This window comes from Enterobacter sp. MGH 4 (assembly GCF_000534735.1).
GTDB lineage: Bacteria > Pseudomonadota > Gammaproteobacteria > Enterobacterales > Enterobacteriaceae > Enterobacter > Enterobacter intestinihominis.
The window spans coordinates 444,927-462,487 of record NZ_KI973294.1; the positions used below are offsets into that span (position 1 = coordinate 444,927).

At 55.2% G+C, this 17,561-nt stretch carries 16 protein-coding genes and 1 tRNA gene; 6 read left to right on the forward strand and 11 right to left on the reverse strand.

Annotated features, from left to right (window positions below; translation table 11 throughout):
• Positions 1 to 38: 38 nt before the first annotated feature.
• From citG to L350_RS06100, 8 genes are read right to left on the reverse strand one after another with little or no spacing between them, the layout of a single operon-like run.
• On the reverse strand, positions 39 to 842 hold the full coding sequence (gene citG, locus L350_RS06135) for a triphosphoribosyl-dephospho-CoA synthase CitG (protein WP_032626181.1): 804 nt from the start codon (positions 840 to 842) through the stop codon (positions 39 to 41).
• Complete coding sequence (citX, locus tag L350_RS06130; RefSeq protein WP_023298574.1) at positions 820 to 1,359, reverse strand: citrate lyase holo-[acyl-carrier protein] synthase; 540 nt, start codon at positions 1,357 to 1,359, stop codon at positions 820 to 822. The genes citG and citX overlap by 23 nt, the downstream gene beginning before the upstream one ends.
• 2 nt (positions 1,360 to 1,361) lie before the next feature.
• Entirely contained in the window at positions 1,362 to 2,879 is a 1,518-nt protein-coding gene (citF, locus tag L350_RS06125; RefSeq protein WP_032626183.1) for a citrate lyase subunit alpha, read from the reverse strand.
• A gap of 10 nt (positions 2,880 to 2,889) precedes the next feature.
• Complete coding sequence (citE, locus tag L350_RS06120) at positions 2,890 to 3,765, reverse strand: citrate (pro-3S)-lyase subunit beta (protein WP_032626185.1); 876 nt, start codon at positions 3,763 to 3,765, stop codon at positions 2,890 to 2,892.
• Positions 3,762 to 4,055, reverse strand: coding sequence for a citrate lyase acyl carrier protein (citD, locus tag L350_RS06115; protein ID WP_017382935.1), 294 nt, complete (start codon positions 4,053 to 4,055; stop codon positions 3,762 to 3,764). Before citD ends, citE begins: the two co-directional genes overlap by 4 nt.
• Before the next feature lie 16 nt (positions 4,056 to 4,071).
• Positions 4,072 to 5,094, reverse strand: a complete 1,023-nt coding sequence (gene citC / locus L350_RS06110; RefSeq protein WP_032626188.1) for a [citrate (pro-3S)-lyase] ligase — start codon at positions 5,092 to 5,094, stop codon at positions 4,072 to 4,074.
• A 13-nt stretch (positions 5,095 to 5,107) separates the two neighbouring features.
• Positions 5,108 to 5,971 carry a fumarylacetoacetate hydrolase family protein gene (locus L350_RS06105; RefSeq protein WP_023298578.1) on the reverse strand — a complete coding sequence of 288 codons (864 nt, stop codon included), beginning with the start codon at positions 5,969 to 5,971 and terminating at the stop codon, positions 5,108 to 5,110.
• Between the two features lie 17 nt (positions 5,972 to 5,988).
• Positions 5,989 to 7,350: a 2-hydroxycarboxylate transporter family protein gene (locus tag L350_RS06100; RefSeq protein ID WP_022649371.1), complete on the reverse strand. Its 1,362-nt coding sequence runs from the start codon at positions 7,348 to 7,350 to the stop codon at positions 5,989 to 5,991.
• Between the two features lie 345 nt (positions 7,351 to 7,695).
• Here L350_RS06100 and L350_RS06095 point away from each other — a divergent pair, with 345 nt between their 5' ends.
• Together L350_RS06095 and L350_RS06090 are read left to right on the forward strand one after the other, a co-directional pair.
• A complete protein-coding gene (locus tag L350_RS06095; protein ID WP_022649372.1) occupies positions 7,696 to 9,333 on the forward strand; it encodes an ATP-binding protein in 1,638 nt (545 codons plus the stop codon).
• On the forward strand, positions 9,323 to 10,015 hold the full coding sequence (locus L350_RS06090) for a response regulator (RefSeq protein ID WP_022649373.1): 693 nt from the start codon (positions 9,323 to 9,325) through the stop codon (positions 10,013 to 10,015). Before L350_RS06095 ends, L350_RS06090 begins: the two co-directional genes overlap by 11 nt.
• Positions 10,016 to 10,114: 99 nt before the next feature.
• Here L350_RS06090 and L350_RS06085 read toward each other — a convergent pair whose 3' ends face one another.
• On the reverse strand, positions 10,115 to 12,250 hold the full coding sequence (locus L350_RS06085; RefSeq protein WP_032626209.1) for an ornithine decarboxylase: 2,136 nt from the start codon (positions 12,248 to 12,250) through the stop codon (positions 10,115 to 10,117).
• Positions 12,251 to 12,431: 181 nt separating this feature from the next.
• Between L350_RS06085 and L350_RS06080 the strand changes: the two genes are divergently transcribed.
• The 3 genes from L350_RS06080 to L350_RS06070 all read left to right on the forward strand — a co-directional run bounded on the left by L350_RS06080 (position 12,432) and on the right by L350_RS06070 (position 14,954).
• A complete protein-coding gene (locus L350_RS06080; RefSeq protein ID WP_003862452.1) occupies positions 12,432 to 13,145 on the forward strand; it encodes a DUF554 domain-containing protein in 714 nt (237 codons plus the stop codon).
• Positions 13,146 to 13,240: 95 nt separating this feature from the next.
• Positions 13,241 to 13,316: transfer RNA gene (locus tag L350_RS06075), tRNA-Phe, on the forward strand.
• Positions 13,317 to 13,973: 657 nt separating this feature from the next.
• The gene (locus L350_RS06070) at positions 13,974 to 14,954 is read left to right on the forward strand and encodes an IS5-like element IS5 family transposase (RefSeq protein ID WP_001575870.1); all 981 of its coding nucleotides are present in this window, start codon (positions 13,974 to 13,976) and stop codon (positions 14,952 to 14,954) included.
• A 202-nt stretch (positions 14,955 to 15,156) separates the two neighbouring features.
• On the opposite strand, the gene L350_RS06065 is transcribed toward L350_RS06070, so the two are convergent.
• Positions 15,157 to 16,104 (reverse strand): glycosyltransferase family 2 protein, encoded by a 948-nt coding sequence (locus L350_RS06065; protein ID WP_032626190.1) that lies wholly within the window; start codon positions 16,102 to 16,104, stop codon positions 15,157 to 15,159.
• Positions 16,104 to 16,499 (reverse strand): GtrA family protein, encoded by a 396-nt coding sequence (locus tag L350_RS0122560; RefSeq protein ID WP_306792277.1) that lies wholly within the window; start codon positions 16,497 to 16,499, stop codon positions 16,104 to 16,106. Before L350_RS0122560 ends, L350_RS06065 begins: the two co-directional genes overlap by 1 nt.
• A 120-nt stretch (positions 16,500 to 16,619) precedes the next feature.
• Here L350_RS0122560 and L350_RS06060 point away from each other — a divergent pair.
• A protein-coding gene (locus L350_RS06060; RefSeq protein ID WP_103215986.1) for an IS1-like element IS1A family transposase occupies positions 16,620 to 17,317 on the forward strand; the annotation gives its coding sequence in 2 pieces (ribosomal slippage) (positions 16,620 to 16,869 and positions 16,869 to 17,317; 699 coding nt in all).
• The last annotated feature ends 244 nt before the right edge of the window (positions 17,318 to 17,561 follow it).

The window sequence follows — 17,561 nt, forward strand, 5'->3', positions numbered from 1 at the left end:
CGCAAATCGTAGGCCGGGTAAGCGTTAGCGCCACCCGGCTATTTTATTCCAGACAGCATCCACCCCACCGACAGCAAATCCGCGCTGCCGCCCGGACTCAGGTTTCGTTCAATCAACGCGTTATCCATCCTAAGCAACGCATCCTGATCCCAGCCGTTCGCCAGCAGCTCCTGTGCATAATCCTGGACGTAGCGCAGCCCTTCAGTGCCGCCGCGCGAAACGAGATTACTGTCCTGGTTGATGGCCATCAGGCGCAATAACAGGTCATGAAGGGTGTTTCCCTTCCACTGCGCCAGCGCCTTACGCACCGTGCTGAAGCCGCTTTCTGCCTCACCGCGCGCGCCGGTTAAACCGTACTGTTGAAACTGTCGCTCTCCCGCCGTTGCCTGCCCGCAGCGCCCGCCCAGTTCCCGCGCCACCAGCCCACGACAGATGTTACTTACCTCACAACAGAGGCTATCCGCAGAGATATTTTTCACACGTCCGGCGGCGAAGCAGAGCAAACCAAGGGCAAAAATCCCGCCCTTGTGCGTGTTCACCCCGCCCGTGGCGGCGTACATTGCCTGCTCACAGGCCATTCCCATCGGGCGGATAATCCGCAACTGCTGATCGGCAGGTTTGGCCGCATGTGCTTCACCCAGTTCCGCAAAACGGGCAAACCACGGCGTAATCGCCGCAATGCTGCGGAGGAATAAGGTATGGTCCATATCGCGATGGGAGCCGTTATTGAGCCTGTCCACCAGCCCCGGTTTGGGCGTCAGCTCCAGCTCCTGCCACAGCGCCTCTGCGGCAAGCGCAGGAACATCAACCGGGCGCGGTTTAGTCGCGAGCAAACCAGTCATCTATCATTTTCTCCACGCGGGAAACCACCTGCTCAACGGGATGGTGCCGAGAACGGGAACAGGCGTGGGCAGGCTCGTCGCAAATCAGACAGCGCCTGAGGTGTGAACCCAACGACTGACGGCCAACGTGGCCGTTTTCAGGGCAGATCACATCCAGATCCCACAGTCTGCCGAGCGGGTGCGTCTGCTCCAGTTCAGCACAGTGCGCTTTAATTTCCGCCGCCGGATGCGCGACGCACCACAGCGCTTCAGGTCCGGTGGGTAGCCAGAGCACCTGGCGGTCCAGCACCTGCCAGCGGTTTTCCCACAGCAGCTGGTCACACATCTGTAACGCCACGCCCATGGTGTTGCGATAGCGCAGGCTGTCTTTGATTTGCCCGGGCGTGACCAGCGTTAGGGAGATCACCGGTTGTTGATGGTGCGTAAGCCAGTCAGCCTGACGGGCTGCGCGGCGCTCTTTCGCCGCCAGCAGCGCGTCCAGGCTGACACCCGTCCGCACGGGTGTCGCAGTAGTCATATTCACTCCTTTACCTGTCGAACGGTGTCGATCACGCTGCCGTCGCGGTAGCGGATCACCCCGACAATTTTGTCGGTGAACTCAATCGGTTTCGGTACGCCGGTCAGGGAAATCGCCCGCTCATAGAGCGCGTTGATATCTACAACCTTCAGGCCTGTTTCCATGAGTCGTTCGCGGATCTCCGGGCGCGCCGGGTTGACCGCAATACCGTGGTCGGTGACCAGCACGTCAATGCTCTCCCCCGGCGTGAGGTGCGTGGTAACGCGCTTCACAACGGTCGGGATGCGGCTTCGCAGCAGCGGCGCGACCACAATGGTCAGGTTGGCTGCCGACGCCACGTCGCAGTGCCCGCCGGATGCGCCGCGCATCACGCCGTCGGATCCGGTGATGACGTTGACGTTAAAATCGACGTCGATTTCCAGCGCGCTGAGGATCACCACGTCGAGCTGGTCGCAGCTTGCCGCCTTGCTGCCGGGGTTGGCGTAGACGTTGGTGGAGATCTCCACATGGTTCGGGTTGCGCGCCAGCGAGGCCGCTGCCTGGCCGTCAAAGCACTGGGTGTCGAGCAGCTTTTCGATGAGCCCCTTCTCGTGCAAATCCACCAGGCTGCCGGTGATACCGCCAAGGGCGAAGCGCGCCTTCACGCCGCTGCGCTCCATCTTCTCTTCCATAAAGCGGGTGCAGGCGGTGGCCGCCGCGCCGGAGCCGGTCTGCATCGAGAAACCTGGTTTGAAATAGCCTGAGTGCTCAATCACGTCCGCCGCATAGCGGGCAATCATCAGCTCGCGCGGGTTGCTGGTGACGCGCGCCGCACCGACGCTGATTTTCGCCGGGTCGCCCACGCTCTCCACATGCACGATGTAGTCCACCTGATCCTGCACCAGGCTGGCGGGCATATTCGGGAACGGCACCAGTTCTTCGGTCAGCAGCACCACCTTACGGGCAAAGTGTGCGTCCACCATGGCGTAGCCCAGCGAACCGCAGCACGATTTGCCCTGCGTGCCGTTGGCGTTGCCAAACTCATCGCTGCACGGCACGCCGAGAAATGCCACGTCGATATTCAGCTCGCCATCCTGGAGCAGCTTCACGCGCCCCCCGTGGGAGTGAATTTGTACCGGCTCGTCCATCAGCCCGTGGGAGATGGCCTCCGCCAGCCTGCCGCGCATACCGGAGGTGTAAATTCGGGCGATCACGCCGCTTTGAATATGCTCGATCAGCGCGTCGTTGCAGGTCATCAGCGAGCTGGAGGCCAGGGTCAAATTTTTAAAACCCATCCGCGCCAGCAGCGCCACAACGGTGTTGATCACCCGGTCGCCTTCGCGAAAGGCATGGTGGAAAGAGATGGTCATCCCGTCCTGCAAGCCGCTGCGCATGACGGCTTCTTCGAGGGAGGCGCAAAGCTTACGGTTGTGTTTCGCCTCGCTGTCCGCCAGCCACGGCGTCGCGCTGTGGGCGGTATCAAAAGGCTTCAGATCCCGCAGATGGGGGAAATTCACATGGAGAAGTTCTGTCTGATTCATTATGTCATCCTTACCGACGCACGCCGGAGGCCGCCGCGCGCTCCAGCACCACCTGCGCGTGGTTAATAATCGGTGCATCCACCATTTTGCCGTTGAGCGAGACCACGCCCAGGCCGTTACGCTCGCCCTCTTCTGCCGCTTCAATCACCCGTTTGGCGTGCTCCACCTCTTCCCGTGTCGGGGCGTAGGCGTTGTGCAGCAGGTCAATCTGGCGCGGGTTAATCAGCGATTTGCCGTTAAAGCCCATCTTGCGGATCAGATCGACCTCGCGCAGGAACCCGGCTTCGTCATTAACGTCTGACCACACCACGTCGAAGGCGTCGATGCCCGCAGCGCGGGCGGCGTGCAGCACGGCGCAGCGGGCGTAGAACAGCTCGGTGCCGTCGCCGCGCTCGGTCTGCATGTCCATCACATAGTCAAAGGCGGCCAGCGCGATGCCGATCAGGCGCGGGGAGCTGCGGGCAATCGCCACGGCGTTGATGACGCCAATGGCCGATTCAATCGCCGCCATCACGCGGGTGGAACCTACTTCACGCCCGCACTCCTGCTCAATGCGCTCGAGGTGGCCTTCCAGCTCGTAGATATCGTCCGGGGTGTCGGTTTTTGGCAGGCGAATCACGTCTACGCCCGCGCGCACGGCGGCCTCCAGATCCAGCAGGCCAAACGGCGTGCTCAGCGGGTTAATACGCACCACGGTTTCGATATCCTGATACATCGGGTGCTGCAACGCGTGGAACACCAGCATGCGTGCGGTGTCTTTCTCGCGCAGGGCCACGGCGTCCTCAAGGTCAAACATGATGGAGTCGGGGCGGTAGATAAAGGCGGTGGAGAGCATGGCGGCATTGGCGCCCGGCAGGAACAGCATACTGCGGCGGAGTTTGCTCATTTCAGCGCCCCCCAGTTGATGGCCTGTTCATCGGCGGCACGCAGAAGCGCGCTTTGCAGGCGGGCGCGGATCACACAGTCCAGCGCCCCTTTGTCTTCAATAATGATTAATCCCTGGTGCACGTTCATGGCGCGCAATGTGTCGTTGACCACCTGGCGTATTTGCTCGCCAAACTGCTTAATCACTTCACTGTGGATGACAATCTCCAGCTCACCGTGAGCGGGGGCGATTTTCACCATCAGGTCGCTGGACTCCTGCGTTCCGGCCAGCGCCTCCCTTACAATATTCATGATAAATTCCTGATAGTTATGCGACTTCCGCACTCGCACGATAATGTGCGTCGAGGTGCGCGAAGGTGGAGTCCGGAACAATCTCCCGGATCCGGGAAAACTGCTGTGTCTTGAGTAAACGGCGCACTTCCGAGGCCGAAATAGCGTTGCCGGTGGCTTTGATGCGCGGCATCTCCACCACGTCGATGTGCGAGGCCAGCAGGTCGTGCAGCGTCTGGTTGTACTGGCGGGTGATATCGCAGAACGGTTCCGAACCAATAAAACGGTGCGTGATGCCCAGCGCCGGGGCGATAAAGTCCCGGAAGATCAGCACGTCGATCTCGCTCCACGCCTGCTGCACTTTGCCGGTCTCCTTCAGGAAGTAGGCCGGAAACGTGGCGCGGGAGATGATGTACTGCGAGCCTTCATGCACCACCACGTTCGGCAGATGCGCCACGCCCGCGCGCACCATCTCAAGGCGCGCGCTGAACGGGAAGAACGAGGCGTCTTCACGCACCACGAACAGATGCAGAGCATCGCACTGCGCCGCCGCCTGCTCCACCAGATGACGGTGACCGAGGGTGAACGGGTTGGCGTTCATCACGATGGCACCAATCTTCTCCCCACACTTGCGGCTAGCGCGCAGGGATCGGCAGTAGCGCACGATCCCTTGCGGAGTGTTTTCCATTAGCACCGCGTTGTTCCCGCTCTGGGCAACCGGCCAGAAACCGCTGCGGCCAAAGCGCTCCTTATTACACGGACGGGTGCAGAGGAAGAGGTGAAAATGGCCGCGCTCCAGCGCCGCATTTTCCACCTCTGCCAGCAGACGCGCGCTGAGGTTTTCCCCACGAAGCTGCTCGTTGACCGCCACGCACTTGATGACGTTGGAAGCAAGCCCGGCGCAACCCACCAGCTGCACGCCGGACCAGGCTTCAACAAACAGCGTGATGTCGTTGTCCAGGCCAAGGCCGCTGTCTGCCAGCAGGTAGCGGATCTGGCTTAAGCGTTCCGGGTGTTTCGCCACAACGGTGTGGCGAAAATCAATGGGTTGCGATTGCATGCTGCCGCCTTACTCAGTGCGCTGCCGCGAGCCCGACGGCTGGCGCTTCCACGATCACGTTGCTCAGATGACCGATATGTTCGATTTCCACCTCAATGCGATCCCCCTCCTTCATAAACAGTGGCGGGTTGCGCTTTTTACCCACCCCGCCAGGCGAGCCGGTGATGATCACGTCGCCCGGGCTGAGACGGGTGAAGGTGCTGATGTACTCGATCAGCTCCGCCACCTTGTGGATCATGCTGCTGGTGTTGTCCTCCTGCACCATGCGGCCGTTCAGCCAGGTGCGGATCGCCAGGCTGTGCGGGTCCGGGATCTCATCCGCCGTCGCCATCCACGGGCCGAACGCCCCGGTCTGCCGCCAGTTTTTCCCGGCGGTGAACCAGGTGTGCTGCCAGTCGCGGGCGGAGCCGTCCATGTAGCAGCTGTAGCCCGCCACGTGGCGCAGGGCGTCGTCGCGGCTGATGTTCTCCCCGCCTTTGCCGATGATCACCGCCAGCTCGCCTTCGTAGTCGAACTCGCTGGAGTGGCGCGGCTTCAGCACCGGCTCGTTGTGGCCGGTCTGTGAATCCGGGAAGCGGACAAACAGGGTCGGGGCCGGGTTATGCTGATCAAACTCCTTGCGCTTGTCGGCATAGTTCATGCCCACGCAGAGAATTTTTTCCGGCTGGACAATCACCGGTAAGAAGGTGATGGCGTTCAGCGGTACATCCACCGCGTCGTTCAGAAAACGGGTGGCCTGCGCCAGCCCGTTCCCCTGCAACAGCGCTTTAAGGTCGCCATAGCGGTCGCCCAGGCGGCGGCCTAAATCAATCACGCCCCCGGCCTGAACGATGCCGTAGCTGCGTTTACCCTGGTATAAAAAGCTTGCGAGTTTCATTGTTCTTTCCTGAAAACTTAAACGAGGAAGTTGCCCAGAATCAGCAGTGAGACAGAGACGTTAATCGCCCCGCCGATACGGGTAGCAATCTGGGCGAATGGCATCAGGCTCATGCGGTTGCCTGCGGTCAGGATCGCCACGTCACCGGTACCGCCCTGCCCGCTCTGACAGCAGGAGACGATGGCGACATCAATCGGGTGCATACCAATCTTTTTGCCAACGAAGAATCCGGTTGCCACCAGCGCGGAAACGGTGCTGATAATCACCAGCAGGTTGCTGACAGTGAACGCCGCCACCAGTTCATGCCATGGGGTAATCGCCACGCCAACGGCGAAGAGAATCGGGTAGGTCACGGAGGTCTGGAAGAATTTGTACACCACCTGAGAACCCTCCAGCAGACGCGGAGAGGCGCCATTGCAGAGCTTCACCAGCACCGCCATAAACAGCATACCGACCGGCGCTGGCAGACCAATCAGCTTGTGGCCGAGCATGCCCAGCATGTACAGCAGCACCGCCAGCAGCGCGCCGGAGGCGATGGTGGTCACATCCGCTTTGCCGGAGAACGCGGGTTGAGAGACGGTGGCATCGGCGTTGGCGCGGTTAGGCATCAGCTGGCCTTCACCGGTCAGGTGCGGGTAGCGTTTACCGAGCTGGTTGAGGCAACCGGAGATGATGATCGCCGTCAGGCCGCCGAGCATTACCATCGGCAGCACGCGGCCGAGCGCCACGCCCTGATCCATGTGCAGCAGGGTGGCATAGCCGATAGAGAGCGGGATCGCCCCTTCCCCGACGCCGCCCGCCATGATCGGCAGAATGATAAAGAAGAAGATCTGGAACGGCTCGAGGCCCAGCGCCAGCCCAACACCCATGCCGACAATCATGCCGACGATTTCACCGCACAGCATCGGGAAGAAGATGCGCAGGAAGCCCTGGATCAGCACGGTGCGGTTCATACTCATGATGCTGCCGACGATAATGCAGCAGATATAGAGGTAGAGAATATTGGTGGATTTATAGAATTTGGTCGTGGACTCAACCACCACGTCCGGCAGCAGGCCGTAATAGACCAGCGCGGAAGGGATAAAGGTGGCGCAAATTGCCGCCGCACCGAGCTTGCCGACAATCGGCAGGCGTTTGCCGAATTCACCGCAGGCAAAGCCGAAGAAGGCCAGCGTGGCCACCATGACCACAATGTCGCTCGGCAGTTTTCCGCCCAGGCAATCAATCGCAATCAGCGCGCCCGCCAGAACGAACAGCGGCAGAGGAATAATGCCGATTTTCCAGGTATCCATAATATGCCACCAGCGCTCTTTGAGCGATGGCCGCTGAATATCAATCGGGTCGTGGGTAACAGAGAATGAATCGTCAGTTGTGCTCATAATAAGCCCCTTAGTTATTTTGTGCGTTCAGCTTAGAGTCACAAAGGCTTACTTTATGTGAGGGATGGCATATTAAAAGCGAAGTTTTAATGGACGCTATGGTTTTAATGGTTTCTTTTATTTAATGTGATTTACACCTTATTTATTGCCGTGGTTTTTATGGTTTCTTTTCTTAACTGAACAAAGAAATAACATTTATTCATTTAACCTTAAGAGGATGAGACTTTCGGAAAAATCTTTTACAGGCTGCGCTGTGCAAGGGATCACAAGTTTTCGGCAAAGCGGGCATCCTGGCCTTAAAAGATGATATATTCAGCCGACCTGTTGATATCTCGCGTGATAGTTATGAAAGTATCGTTTCAGATCAAGCTGTTTATTTCGCTGGTCGCCTTTTTCTCAGTGCTGTTCGCATTACTGGGCGGATATTATTATGTCGATGTCGGCAGGCAGCTTTATCAGGAAATGAGCGCGCGCGCAAAAATACAGGCCGAAGAAATTGCGCTTATTCCTTCTCTGCGAAAAGAAGTCGAACAAAAGGATATCCAGGGCATCCATGACTTTATGCAGAAAATAGCCGCCCGCAGCGACGCCAGTTTTATTGTGATTGGTGACAATAAAGGGCTGCATCTTTTCCATTCCGTGTTTGCCGACCGGGTAGGCAAAACGCTGGTTGGCGGAGACAACGACGAGGTATTACACGGCAAAAGCACCATCACCATCCGCAAGGGCGGGTTAGGCATTTCGCTGCGCAGCAAAGCGCCCATTTTTAATGATGCCGGGCAGGTGGTAGGGATTGTTTCGGTAGGCTATCTCACAAGCTATCTGGACACCATCACCGTCAGCAAGGTGGTTAATATCCTGATTGCCGCCGTGCTGCTGCTTATCGCCCTGTTTATTTTCTCCTGGTTCTTCACCCGCAGCATCAAGAAGCAGATATTCTCTCTGGAGCCGCGCGAAATCGGCCTGCTGGTGCGTCAGCAAAAGGCGATGATGGAATCCATTTATGAAGGGGTGATTGCCATCGACGACGATCTCCGCATTGAGGTGATTAACCAGGCGGCGCGTAAATTATTAGGCTTACGCCAGCCCGCCCGCGAACTGCGGGGTCAACTCATCAGCCAGGTGATTGCGCCCGTCCCGTTCTTTAACGCGCAAACCATGCTTGCGAAAGACACCCACGATGAGATCTGTCGCTTTAACGATCTCACGGTCATTGCCAGCCGGGTGCGGATCATGCTGGAAGATGCGTTGCAGGGTTGGGTGATCACCTTTCGCGATCGCAACGAGATCGACTCGCTCAGCGCCCAGCTCAGCCAGGTGAAGCGCTATGTTGATAACCTGCGCATCATGCGCCATGAACAGCTGAACCGCATGACCACGCTGTCCGGCCTGCTGCATATGGGCCGTTATGACGAGGCGATCCGCTACATACAGGCGCAGTCGGAACACGCTCAGGAGCTGCTGGACTTTATCTCGTCCCGCTTTAGCTCCCCGACGCTGTGCGGTTTGCTGCTTGGAAAGGCCGCCCGCGCGCGTGAAAAAGGCGTTGAGCTGAGCTTCGATCCGGCCTGCCGGGTGGACAAACCCTTCCTGCCGCTGCTCGAATCGGAACTAGTCTCGATCATCGGGAACTTGCTGGATAACGCCATCGAAGCGACCCAGCGCGCCCCGCTCCCGCATGCCCCGGTAGACGTGCTAATAAAGTTGAACGAGCAGGAACTGATTATTGAAGTCGCCGACCAGGGCGTCGGCATCACACCGGAGATCCGCGACCGGATCTTTGAGCGCGGCATCACTACCAAAACGCGCGGCGATCACGGTATTGGCCTGTATCTGATTGAAAGCTACGTCACGCAGGCTGGCGGTGCAATTGAAGTTGCCGATAACACCCCACGCGGTGCCATTTTCTCACTGTTTATTCCCGCCACGGGAACGGTCCGGCACCCCGTACAGGAACTGGAAGATACCGACTATGCAACATGAACTTATCGACGTACTGATTGTTGAAGACGAGAACGAACTGGCGCAACTGCACGCGGAGCTTATCGGTAAACATCCGCGCCTGAGGCTGGTGGGGATTGCCGCGTCACTGGCCGACGCGCAGGTACAACTGGAGAGCAAACAGCCGAAGCTGATGCTGCTGGATAACTATCTGCCGGACGGCAAAGGCATCACCCTTATCAGCAACCCGATGCTCACCCGCGCCAACTGCTCGGTGATTTTCATCACCGCCGCCAGCGATATGGACACCTGTAGCCAGGCCATTCGTAACGGCGCGTTCGACTACATCCTCAAGCCGGTTTCCTGGAAACGCCTGAGCCAGTCGCTGGAACGTTTTGTGCAGTTTGCCGAACAGCAGCGCGTCTGGAAGATTGTCGACCAACAGAACGTGGATTCACTCTATCAGCTACAGGCGAAAAATTATCGACTGGACAACGGCAGCAAAGGGATAGAGGAGAACACGCTGGCGCGGGTGCAAACGTTGTTTAACAACAAGGCGGCGCACTGCTTTACGGTGGATGAGGTGGTGAGCGAGACGGGACTGAGTAAAACCACCACCCGGCGCTATCTGGAACACTGCGTGGAGGTGGGTTTTCTGACGGTGGAGATGCTGTACGGGAAGATTGGGCATCCGAGAAGGATGTACCGGCGTAGTGCGACTTAACTCCCCTCACCCCGGCCCTCTCCCCAAAGGGGCGAGGGTGAAAAGACGGCTCCGTGCAATCCCCTCTCCCCTTTGGGGAGAGGGTTAGGGTGAGGGGCCCTACTTTAACACGTACCCATACAGTCGCTTGATCCCGTCGGCATCCTTCTCGCTGTAAACGCCCTGCAACTCTGGCGAGAAACCCGGCAGCATATTAATGCCCTCTTCCAGCGCCAGGAAGTAGCGCTGTACTGCTCCACCCCAGACTTCCCCCGGTACCACGCACAGCACGCCCGGCGGGTATGGCAGCGCACCTTCGGCGGCAATGCGTCCTTCGGCGTCACGAATACGCACCAGTTCGACGTTCCCGCGAATGTACTCCTGGTTGGCATCCTGCGGGTTCATCACCACGGCAGGCAGGCTCTCCTGGCGGAACATCGCCTTCTGTAAATCCTTCACGTTAAAGCTGACGTAGAGATCGTGCATCTCCTGGCACAGCTGACGGATCGTATAGTCGCGGTAACGCACCGGGTATTTCTGATAGATGGTCGGCAGCACATCCACGAGCGGCGTATCGTCTTCAATATGCTGTTCAAACTGCCCCAGCATCGCCACCAGTTGCATTAGCTTCTCCGCGCTCTCGGCTGGCGTCAGCAGGAACAGGATGGAGTTGAGATCGCACTTCTCCGGCACAATGCCGTTTTCGCGGAGGTAGTGGGCGAGAATGGTCGCCGGAATGCCGAAATCGGTATAGTGCCCTGTTTCCGCATCAATGCCCGGCGTGGTCAGCAGCAGCTTGCACGGATCGACGAAATACTGCTCGCGGGCATAGCCTTCAAAACCGTGCCATTTTGCACCCGGTTCAAAACTAAAGAAGCGACGCTCGCTGGCGATGGCATGCGTGGGGTGATCCTGCCATGGCCGCCCCGCCACCACCGGTGGGATAAAGGGTTTGATCATATTGCAGTTGGCGATAATGGCTTTGCGCGCTTCAATGCCCAGCTCGACGCACTCAGCCCACAACCTGCGTCCGCTCTCACCCTCGTGGATCTTGGCGTTCACGTCCAGCGCCGCAAACAGCGGGTAAAACGGGCTGGTGGAGGCATGCAGCATGAACGCATTGTTCAGCCGCTTGTGCGGGCAGAAGCGCGACTGACCGCGAATATGGTTATCCTTTTTATGGATCTGTGAGGTTTGCGAGAACCCGGCCTGCTGTTTGTGGACCGACTGGGTCACGAAAATTCCCGGATCGTTCTCGTTCAGTTCCAGCAGAAGCGGAGACGTTTCCGCCATCATCGGGATAAATTGCTCGTAGCCGACCCAGGCGGAGTCAAAGAGGATGTAGTCGCAAAGGTGACCGATCTTGTCGATCACCTGACGGGCGTTGTAGATCGTGCCGTCGTAGGTGCCGAGCTGAATGATCGCCAGACGGAATGGGCGCGCCTCGGCGGCTTTCTGCGGTGCGACGTCACGGATCATTTCCCGCAGCCAGGCCTCATCAAAGCAGTGTTCATCGATCCCGCCGATAAAACCAAACGGATTACGGGCTGCCTCAAGATAGACAGGCGTTGCCCCGGCCTGGATCAGCGCCCCATGATGGTTGGACTTATGGTTGTTACGATCGAACAGCACCAGATCGCCACGGGTCAGCAGCGCATTGGTCACCACTTTATTGGCCGCCGACGTGCCGTTCAGCACGAAGTAGGTTTTATCCGCGTTGAACACTTTCGCCGCGAACTTTTGCGCGTGCTTGGCAGAACCTTCGTGGATCAGCAAATCACCGAGCTTCACGTCGGCATTGCACATATCGGCACGAAACACGTTTTCACCGAAGAAGTCGTAAAACTGCCGCCCGGCGGGATGTTTTTTAAAAAAGGCGCCGTGCTGGTGACCCGGACAGGCAAAGGTGCTGTTTCCCATCGCCACATACTGGCTCAGGGTGTCAAAAAAGGGTGGCAGCAGGTTCTCTTCATACCGGCAGGCGGCAGATTCCAGTTCCAGCAATTCTTGTGCTTTACCCGAGATGATCGCCGTGACACCCTCTGGCACCTCTCCTGGCTCTGTTGAGAACATAAATACCGGTAGCTGAAAGCCCGTACGCTTCAGCAACGCAAGAATGCCGCTGTAGCTTTCAACAACCGTAATGACGACTGCCGCCACATCGGTGAAATCGGTGTTATCCAGCATAACCTTTTCGCGATGCGTAGAAACTATGGATACCAGCTCACGGCTGACGGCAATTTTCATGGTTTTCATAAGCGCAAATACCCTCACCGAACGGTGAGACAGGAAGGAGAAAATTCGCGCAATCATGTCACCTTTTATTTTCAGGTGCAAGAAGGAATCAGTATGCGTTACGCCTCCCAAAGCTAAGCATAATCAGGGACGGACGTGCCATAATCATGCAATGCCAGTGCTTAAATAACAGGAGTTAAACGTGGTGATTGGACCCTTTATCAATGCGGGAGCCGTATTGCTGGGCGGTGTACTTGGGGCAGTATTAAGTCAGCGGTTGCCGGAGCGTATTCGCGTCTCCATGCCCTCCATTTTTGGCCTGGCGTCGTTAGGGATTGGTATCCTTTTAGTGGTGAAATGCGCCAACCTGCCGGTGATGGTACTGGCGACACTGCTCGGCGCGCTGATCGGCGAGTTTTGCTATCTGGAAAAAGGCATTAATCACGCGGTAGGCAAAGCCAAAAATCTGATTGCCCGACCGGGCAAGGCAAAGCACGGCACGCACGAGTCGTTTATTCAGAACTACGTTGCGATCATTATTCTGTTCTGCGCCAGCGGCACGGGGATATTCGGTTCGATGCAGGAAGGGATGACCGGCGATCCCAGCATACTGATTGCGAAAGCGTTTCTGGATTTCTTTACTGCCACCATCTTTGCCACCACCCTCGGCATCGCCGTGGCGGCGATTTGTGTACCGATGCTGCTTATTCAGCTGGCGCTGGCCACCTGCGCCACGCTGATCCTGCCGCTGACGACGCCTGCGATGATGGCGGACTTTACCGCCGTCGGCGGCCTGCTGCTGCTGGCGACAGGGCTGCGCATCTGTGGCATCAAGATGTTTGCAGTGGTGAACATGCTCCCAGCCCTGCTGCTCGCGATGCCGCTTTCCGCGCTCTGGACGCACTTTTTCGCTTAAGTTTGCGACGAAATGGTGAGAGAGTGTGCAGTCTGCAACGAAAACAACAAATTTCGTTGACGTCGGAGGGCGGATCGGGTTTAATGCGCCCCGTTGCCCGGATAGCTCAGTCGGTAGAGCAGGGGATTGAAAATCCCCGTGTCCTTGGTTCGATTCCGAGTCCGGGCACCAATATTCATAAGGCCTCGCTGAAAAGCGGGGCTTTTTCCTTTCTTAGCTACGGTAGATTTCTGGTCGTTGCAACACGTTATTTTCTTGCTGGATTTTTCACCATTTTTGCAGATGTTCGTTACATTTAGACACCTCAACATCCTCTGATATACCTTTTTCTAACCACACAGCTACGGTCTTTCTACGGTCCTCTACGGTTCCTTTCTCTCAAATCATTCATAGTGAAGTAGAAAACACGGGGGAAACGGGGGAATTATCATTTCGCCTTAATCCGCTGGTCTTAACGTGATTTTGTCGCGGGGAATAAGATGGGAAAATCCCCAATAGCAAGCGGGGATACCTGGCGGCAACCCTCTCCACATGGGGATCTTCACCAGTCCGTCCACCTGGAACAAGCTCTTCTTGCCCTTTCACTTCTTACCGTTACTAGAATCCCCCGTCCTCCACGCCATCATAAAATGGTTTATCCGTAGTAATTAAACATATTGGACTACTAAACCTAAGTGTCGGACCTGAACTGTGAGTTCAACAAGCAAATTCAACGCTGCCCTTAATCAACGGAGGGCAGGTCAAAACCTCTAACTATTAGGGAAGGTGCGAACAAGTTCCTGATATGAGATCATCATATTCATCCGGAGCGCATCCCAGAGGGACATCATGAGTCATCAACTCACCTTCGCCGATAGTGAATTCAGCACTAAGCGCCGTCAGACCCGAAAAGAGATTTTCCTCTCCCGCATGGAGCAGATTCTGCCATGGCAGAATATGACCGCTGTCATCAAGCCGTTTTATCCCAAGGCGGGCAATGGCCGACGGCCCTATCCGCTGGAGACCATGCTGCGTATTCACTGCATGCAGCATTGGTACAACCTGAGCGACGGTGCCATGGAAGATGCCCTGTACGAAATCGCCTCCATGCGTCTGTTTGCCCGGTTATCCCTGGATAGCGCCTTGCCGGACCGCACCACCATCATGAATTTCCGCCACCTGCTGGAGCAGCATCAACTGGCCCGCCAATTGTTCAAGACCATCAATCGCTGGCTGGCCGAAGCAGGCGTCATGATGACTCAAGGCACCTTGGTCGATGCCACCATCATTGAGGCACCCAGCTCGACCAAGAACAAAGAGCAGCAACGCGATCCGGAGATGCATCAGACCAAGAAAGGCAATCAGTGGCACTTTGGCATGAAGGCCCACATTGGTGTCGATGCCAAGAGTGGCCTGACCCACAGCCTAGTCACCACCGCGGCCAACGAGCATGACCTCAATCAGCTGGGTAATCTGCTGCATGGAGAGGAGCAATTTGTCTCAGCCGATGCCGGCTACCAAGGGGCGCCACAGCGCGAGGAGCTGGCCGAGGTGGATGTGGACTGGCTGATCGCCGAGCGCCCCGGCAAGGTAAGAACCTTGAAACAGCATCCACGCAAGAACAAAACGGCCATCAACATCGAATACATGAAAGCCAGCATCCGGGCCAAGGTGGAGCACCCATTTCGCATCATCAAGCGACAGTTCGGCTTCGTGAAAGCCAGATACAAGGGGTTGCTGAAAAACGATAACCAACTGGCGATGTTATTCACGCTGGCCAACCTGTTTCGGGCGGACCAAATGATACGTCAGTGGGAGAGATCTCACTAAAAACTGGGGATAACGCCTTAAATGGCGAAGAAACGGTCTAAATAGGCTGATTCAAGGCATTTACGGGAGAAAAAATCGGCTCAAACATGAAGAAATGAAATGACTGAGTCAGCCGAGAAGAATTTCCCCGCTTATTCGCACCTTCCCAAGCACAGCAAAGAAAAAAGGGAAAGGTCTGAATTTAGATGTCATTTTTTTAACCTTACTGATGTGTTGATTTTTCGATGAAAAACTTAGGTCTTTTCTTGCTTTCCATATAAATCTTGCCTACGTACTCACCAATAATGCCAAGGCAAAGCATCTGAACCCCACCAATAAAAAGAATTGCCAAGATCATCGACGCCCAGCCACTTACTGTATGCCCCAAGAAATACTGCATTAATGTATAGAAAACGCCGACTGTAGAAAATATTGATATTATAAAACCGAGTGCAGTGACAATTCTTAGTGGGGTCACGGAAAAAGATGTTATCCCCTCAAGAGCTAAGGCAAGCATCTTTCTTAGGGGATATTTTGACTCACCAGCAACTCGTTCGTGTCGTGAGTAGTAAACTTTGTCACTAGGATATCCAATAAGAGGTATAAGGCCTCGAATATATAGATTCTGCTCTTTGTACTGCAAAAGTGAATCAAGTGCTCTACGGCTTAGCAATCTGAAGTCAGCATGATTTTCTACCTGATTTACACCAAGTTTTGTCATCACTTTATAGAAAGTCTCAGCGGTGATTTTCTTAAATAAACTGTCTGAAGTTCTGTCATTCCTAACGCCATATACAATGTCACTGCCAGAATGATAGGTATCAACCATTTTCTCAATTACAGATGTATCATCTTGAAGATCTGCGTCGATACTTACTGTGATATCAGATTTAGTGCATGAGGAAAGGCCTGCCATTAATGCTGTCTGATGGCCTTTATTTCTAGATAGCTTAACGCCCTTGACATGATGGCTAGAAATAGATGCTTTTTCAATTAAAGCCCAAGTGTCATCTTTGCTTCCGTCATCAACGAAAACAATATCACTTGTTCTTGCAATTTTATTATTTTCTATCATTTCTTCTAAGCGCGAAGATAACTCAGATAGGCAAAGATTAAAAACCTCCTGCTCGTTATAGCAAGGCACGACTATTGAAAGAACTGGCGCATTCATTATTTCATTACCCAAAGTTTATTTATAAAAAAACCTGATGCGGTGTAAAAAAACATCCCTATCAACTGGATGATATATTTGTTTTCCATACCTATTCCTATGGCAAGCCTCATGGCTATTATGTTAATAAGATAACAGTATGCGCAGCAAAATATGAACTTTGTTAATCTTCGCAGCGTAGGTCGTGAGGAAAAGGTGAAATATGTATTGAGGGCGTAACTAACTAAGATACCCACAACATATCCAAACAAATTAGAAAGGTATAGGCCGCAACCAAGCGCCGTGAGAGTAATAATCACGAAGGCTGTAACGAGGGTATTCATGCCGCCTACCATGCAGTACCGTAATGCTTGGTTCTTGTAAATAGTTGATAAGTTCATATCCATCTGATACATCGCTTAAACTTCATGGTGATAAGAGCAATCTTAAATTGCGGGAGTTTAGCACCTTATGAGGGCTTGGTGATACTACCAACTTACTGATTTAGTGTATGATGGTGTTTTTGAGGTGCTCCAGTGGCTTCTGTTTCTATCAGCTGTCCCTCCTGTTCAGCTACTGACGGGGTGGTGCGTAACGGCAAAAGCACTGCCGGACATCAGCGCTATCTCTGCTCTCACTGCCGTAAAACATGGCAACTGCAGTTCACTTACACCGCTTCTCAACCCGGTACGCACCAGAAAATCATTGATATGGCCATGAATGGCGTTGGATGCCGGGCAACCGCCCGCATTATGGGCGTTGGCCTCAACACGATTTTACGTCACTTAAAAAACTCAGGCCGCAGTCGGTAACCTCGCGCATACAGCCGGGCAGTGACGTCATCGTCTGCGCGGAAATGGACGAACAGTGGGGCTATGTCGGGGCTAAATCGCGTCAGCGCTGGCTGTTTTACGCGTATGACAGGCTCCGGAAGACGGTTGTTGCGCACGTATTCGGTGAACGCACTATGGCGACGCTGGGGCGTCTTATGAGCCTGCTGTCACCTTTTGACGTGGTGATATGGATGACGGATGGCTGGCCGCTGTATGAATCCCGCCTGAAGGGAAAGCTGCACGTAATCAGCAAGCGATATACGCAGCGAATTGAGCGGCATAACCTGAATCTGAGGCAGCACCTGGCACGGCTGGGACGGAAGTCGCTGTCGTTCTCAAAATCGGTGGAGCTGCATGACAAAGTCATCGGGCATTATCTGAACATAAAACACTATCAATAAGTTGGAGTCATTACCCAAAGTAGGGTGATCTATGATAGATATCACATGGTAGGATTCTGGCAGGGTTAGATTGATTTCTTTATAAACGATTTAATCATAATACATTGGTGAGAATGTGTGTCTTTTGCAAGGCAATCCAGCCAAAAAGCCCTTTCTCAAAAGTTGAAAAAAGCAGTTCATAAGCAGTTTCAAAGGGATTGAAAATCCCCGTGTCCTTGGTTCGATTCCGAGTCCGGGCACCACT

Excerpts from the sequence above, each read along its gene's own strand:
- citG (WP_032626181.1), bottom strand. The coding sequence starts at position 842 with ATGACTGGTTTGCTCGCGACTAAACCGCGCCCGGTTGATGTTCCTGCG.
- citX (WP_023298574.1), bottom strand. The coding sequence starts at position 1,359 with ATGACTACTGCGACACCCGTGCGGACGGGTGTCAGCCTGGACGCGCTG.
- citF (WP_032626183.1), bottom strand. The coding sequence starts at position 2,879 with ATGAATCAGACAGAACTTCTCCATGTGAATTTCCCCCATCTGCGGGAT.
- citE (WP_032626185.1), bottom strand. The coding sequence starts at position 3,765 with ATGAGCAAACTCCGCCGCAGTATGCTGTTCCTGCCGGGCGCCAATGCC.
- citD (WP_017382935.1), bottom strand. The coding sequence starts at position 4,055 with ATGAATATTGTAAGGGAGGCGCTGGCCGGAACGCAGGAGTCCAGCGAC.
- citC (WP_032626188.1), bottom strand. The coding sequence starts at position 5,094 with ATGCAATCGCAACCCATTGATTTTCGCCACACCGTTGTGGCGAAACAC.
- L350_RS06105 (WP_023298578.1), bottom strand. The coding sequence starts at position 5,971 with ATGAAACTCGCAAGCTTTTTATACCAGGGTAAACGCAGCTACGGCATC.
- L350_RS06100 (WP_022649371.1), bottom strand. The coding sequence starts at position 7,350 with ATGAGCACAACTGACGATTCATTCTCTGTTACCCACGACCCGATTGAT.
- L350_RS06095 (WP_022649372.1), top strand. The coding sequence starts at position 7,696 with ATGAAAGTATCGTTTCAGATCAAGCTGTTTATTTCGCTGGTCGCCTTT.
- L350_RS06090 (WP_022649373.1), top strand. The coding sequence starts at position 9,323 with ATGCAACATGAACTTATCGACGTACTGATTGTTGAAGACGAGAACGAA.
- L350_RS06085 (WP_032626209.1), bottom strand. The coding sequence starts at position 12,250 with ATGAAAACCATGAAAATTGCCGTCAGCCGTGAGCTGGTATCCATAGTT.
- L350_RS06070 (WP_001575870.1), top strand. The coding sequence starts at position 13,974 with ATGAGTCATCAACTCACCTTCGCCGATAGTGAATTCAGCACTAAGCGC.
- L350_RS06065 (WP_032626190.1), bottom strand. The coding sequence starts at position 16,104 with ATGAATGCGCCAGTTCTTTCAATAGTCGTGCCTTGCTATAACGAGCAG.
- L350_RS0122560 (WP_306792277.1), bottom strand. The coding sequence starts at position 16,499 with ATGTATCAGATGGATATGAACTTATCAACTATTTACAAGAACCAAGCA.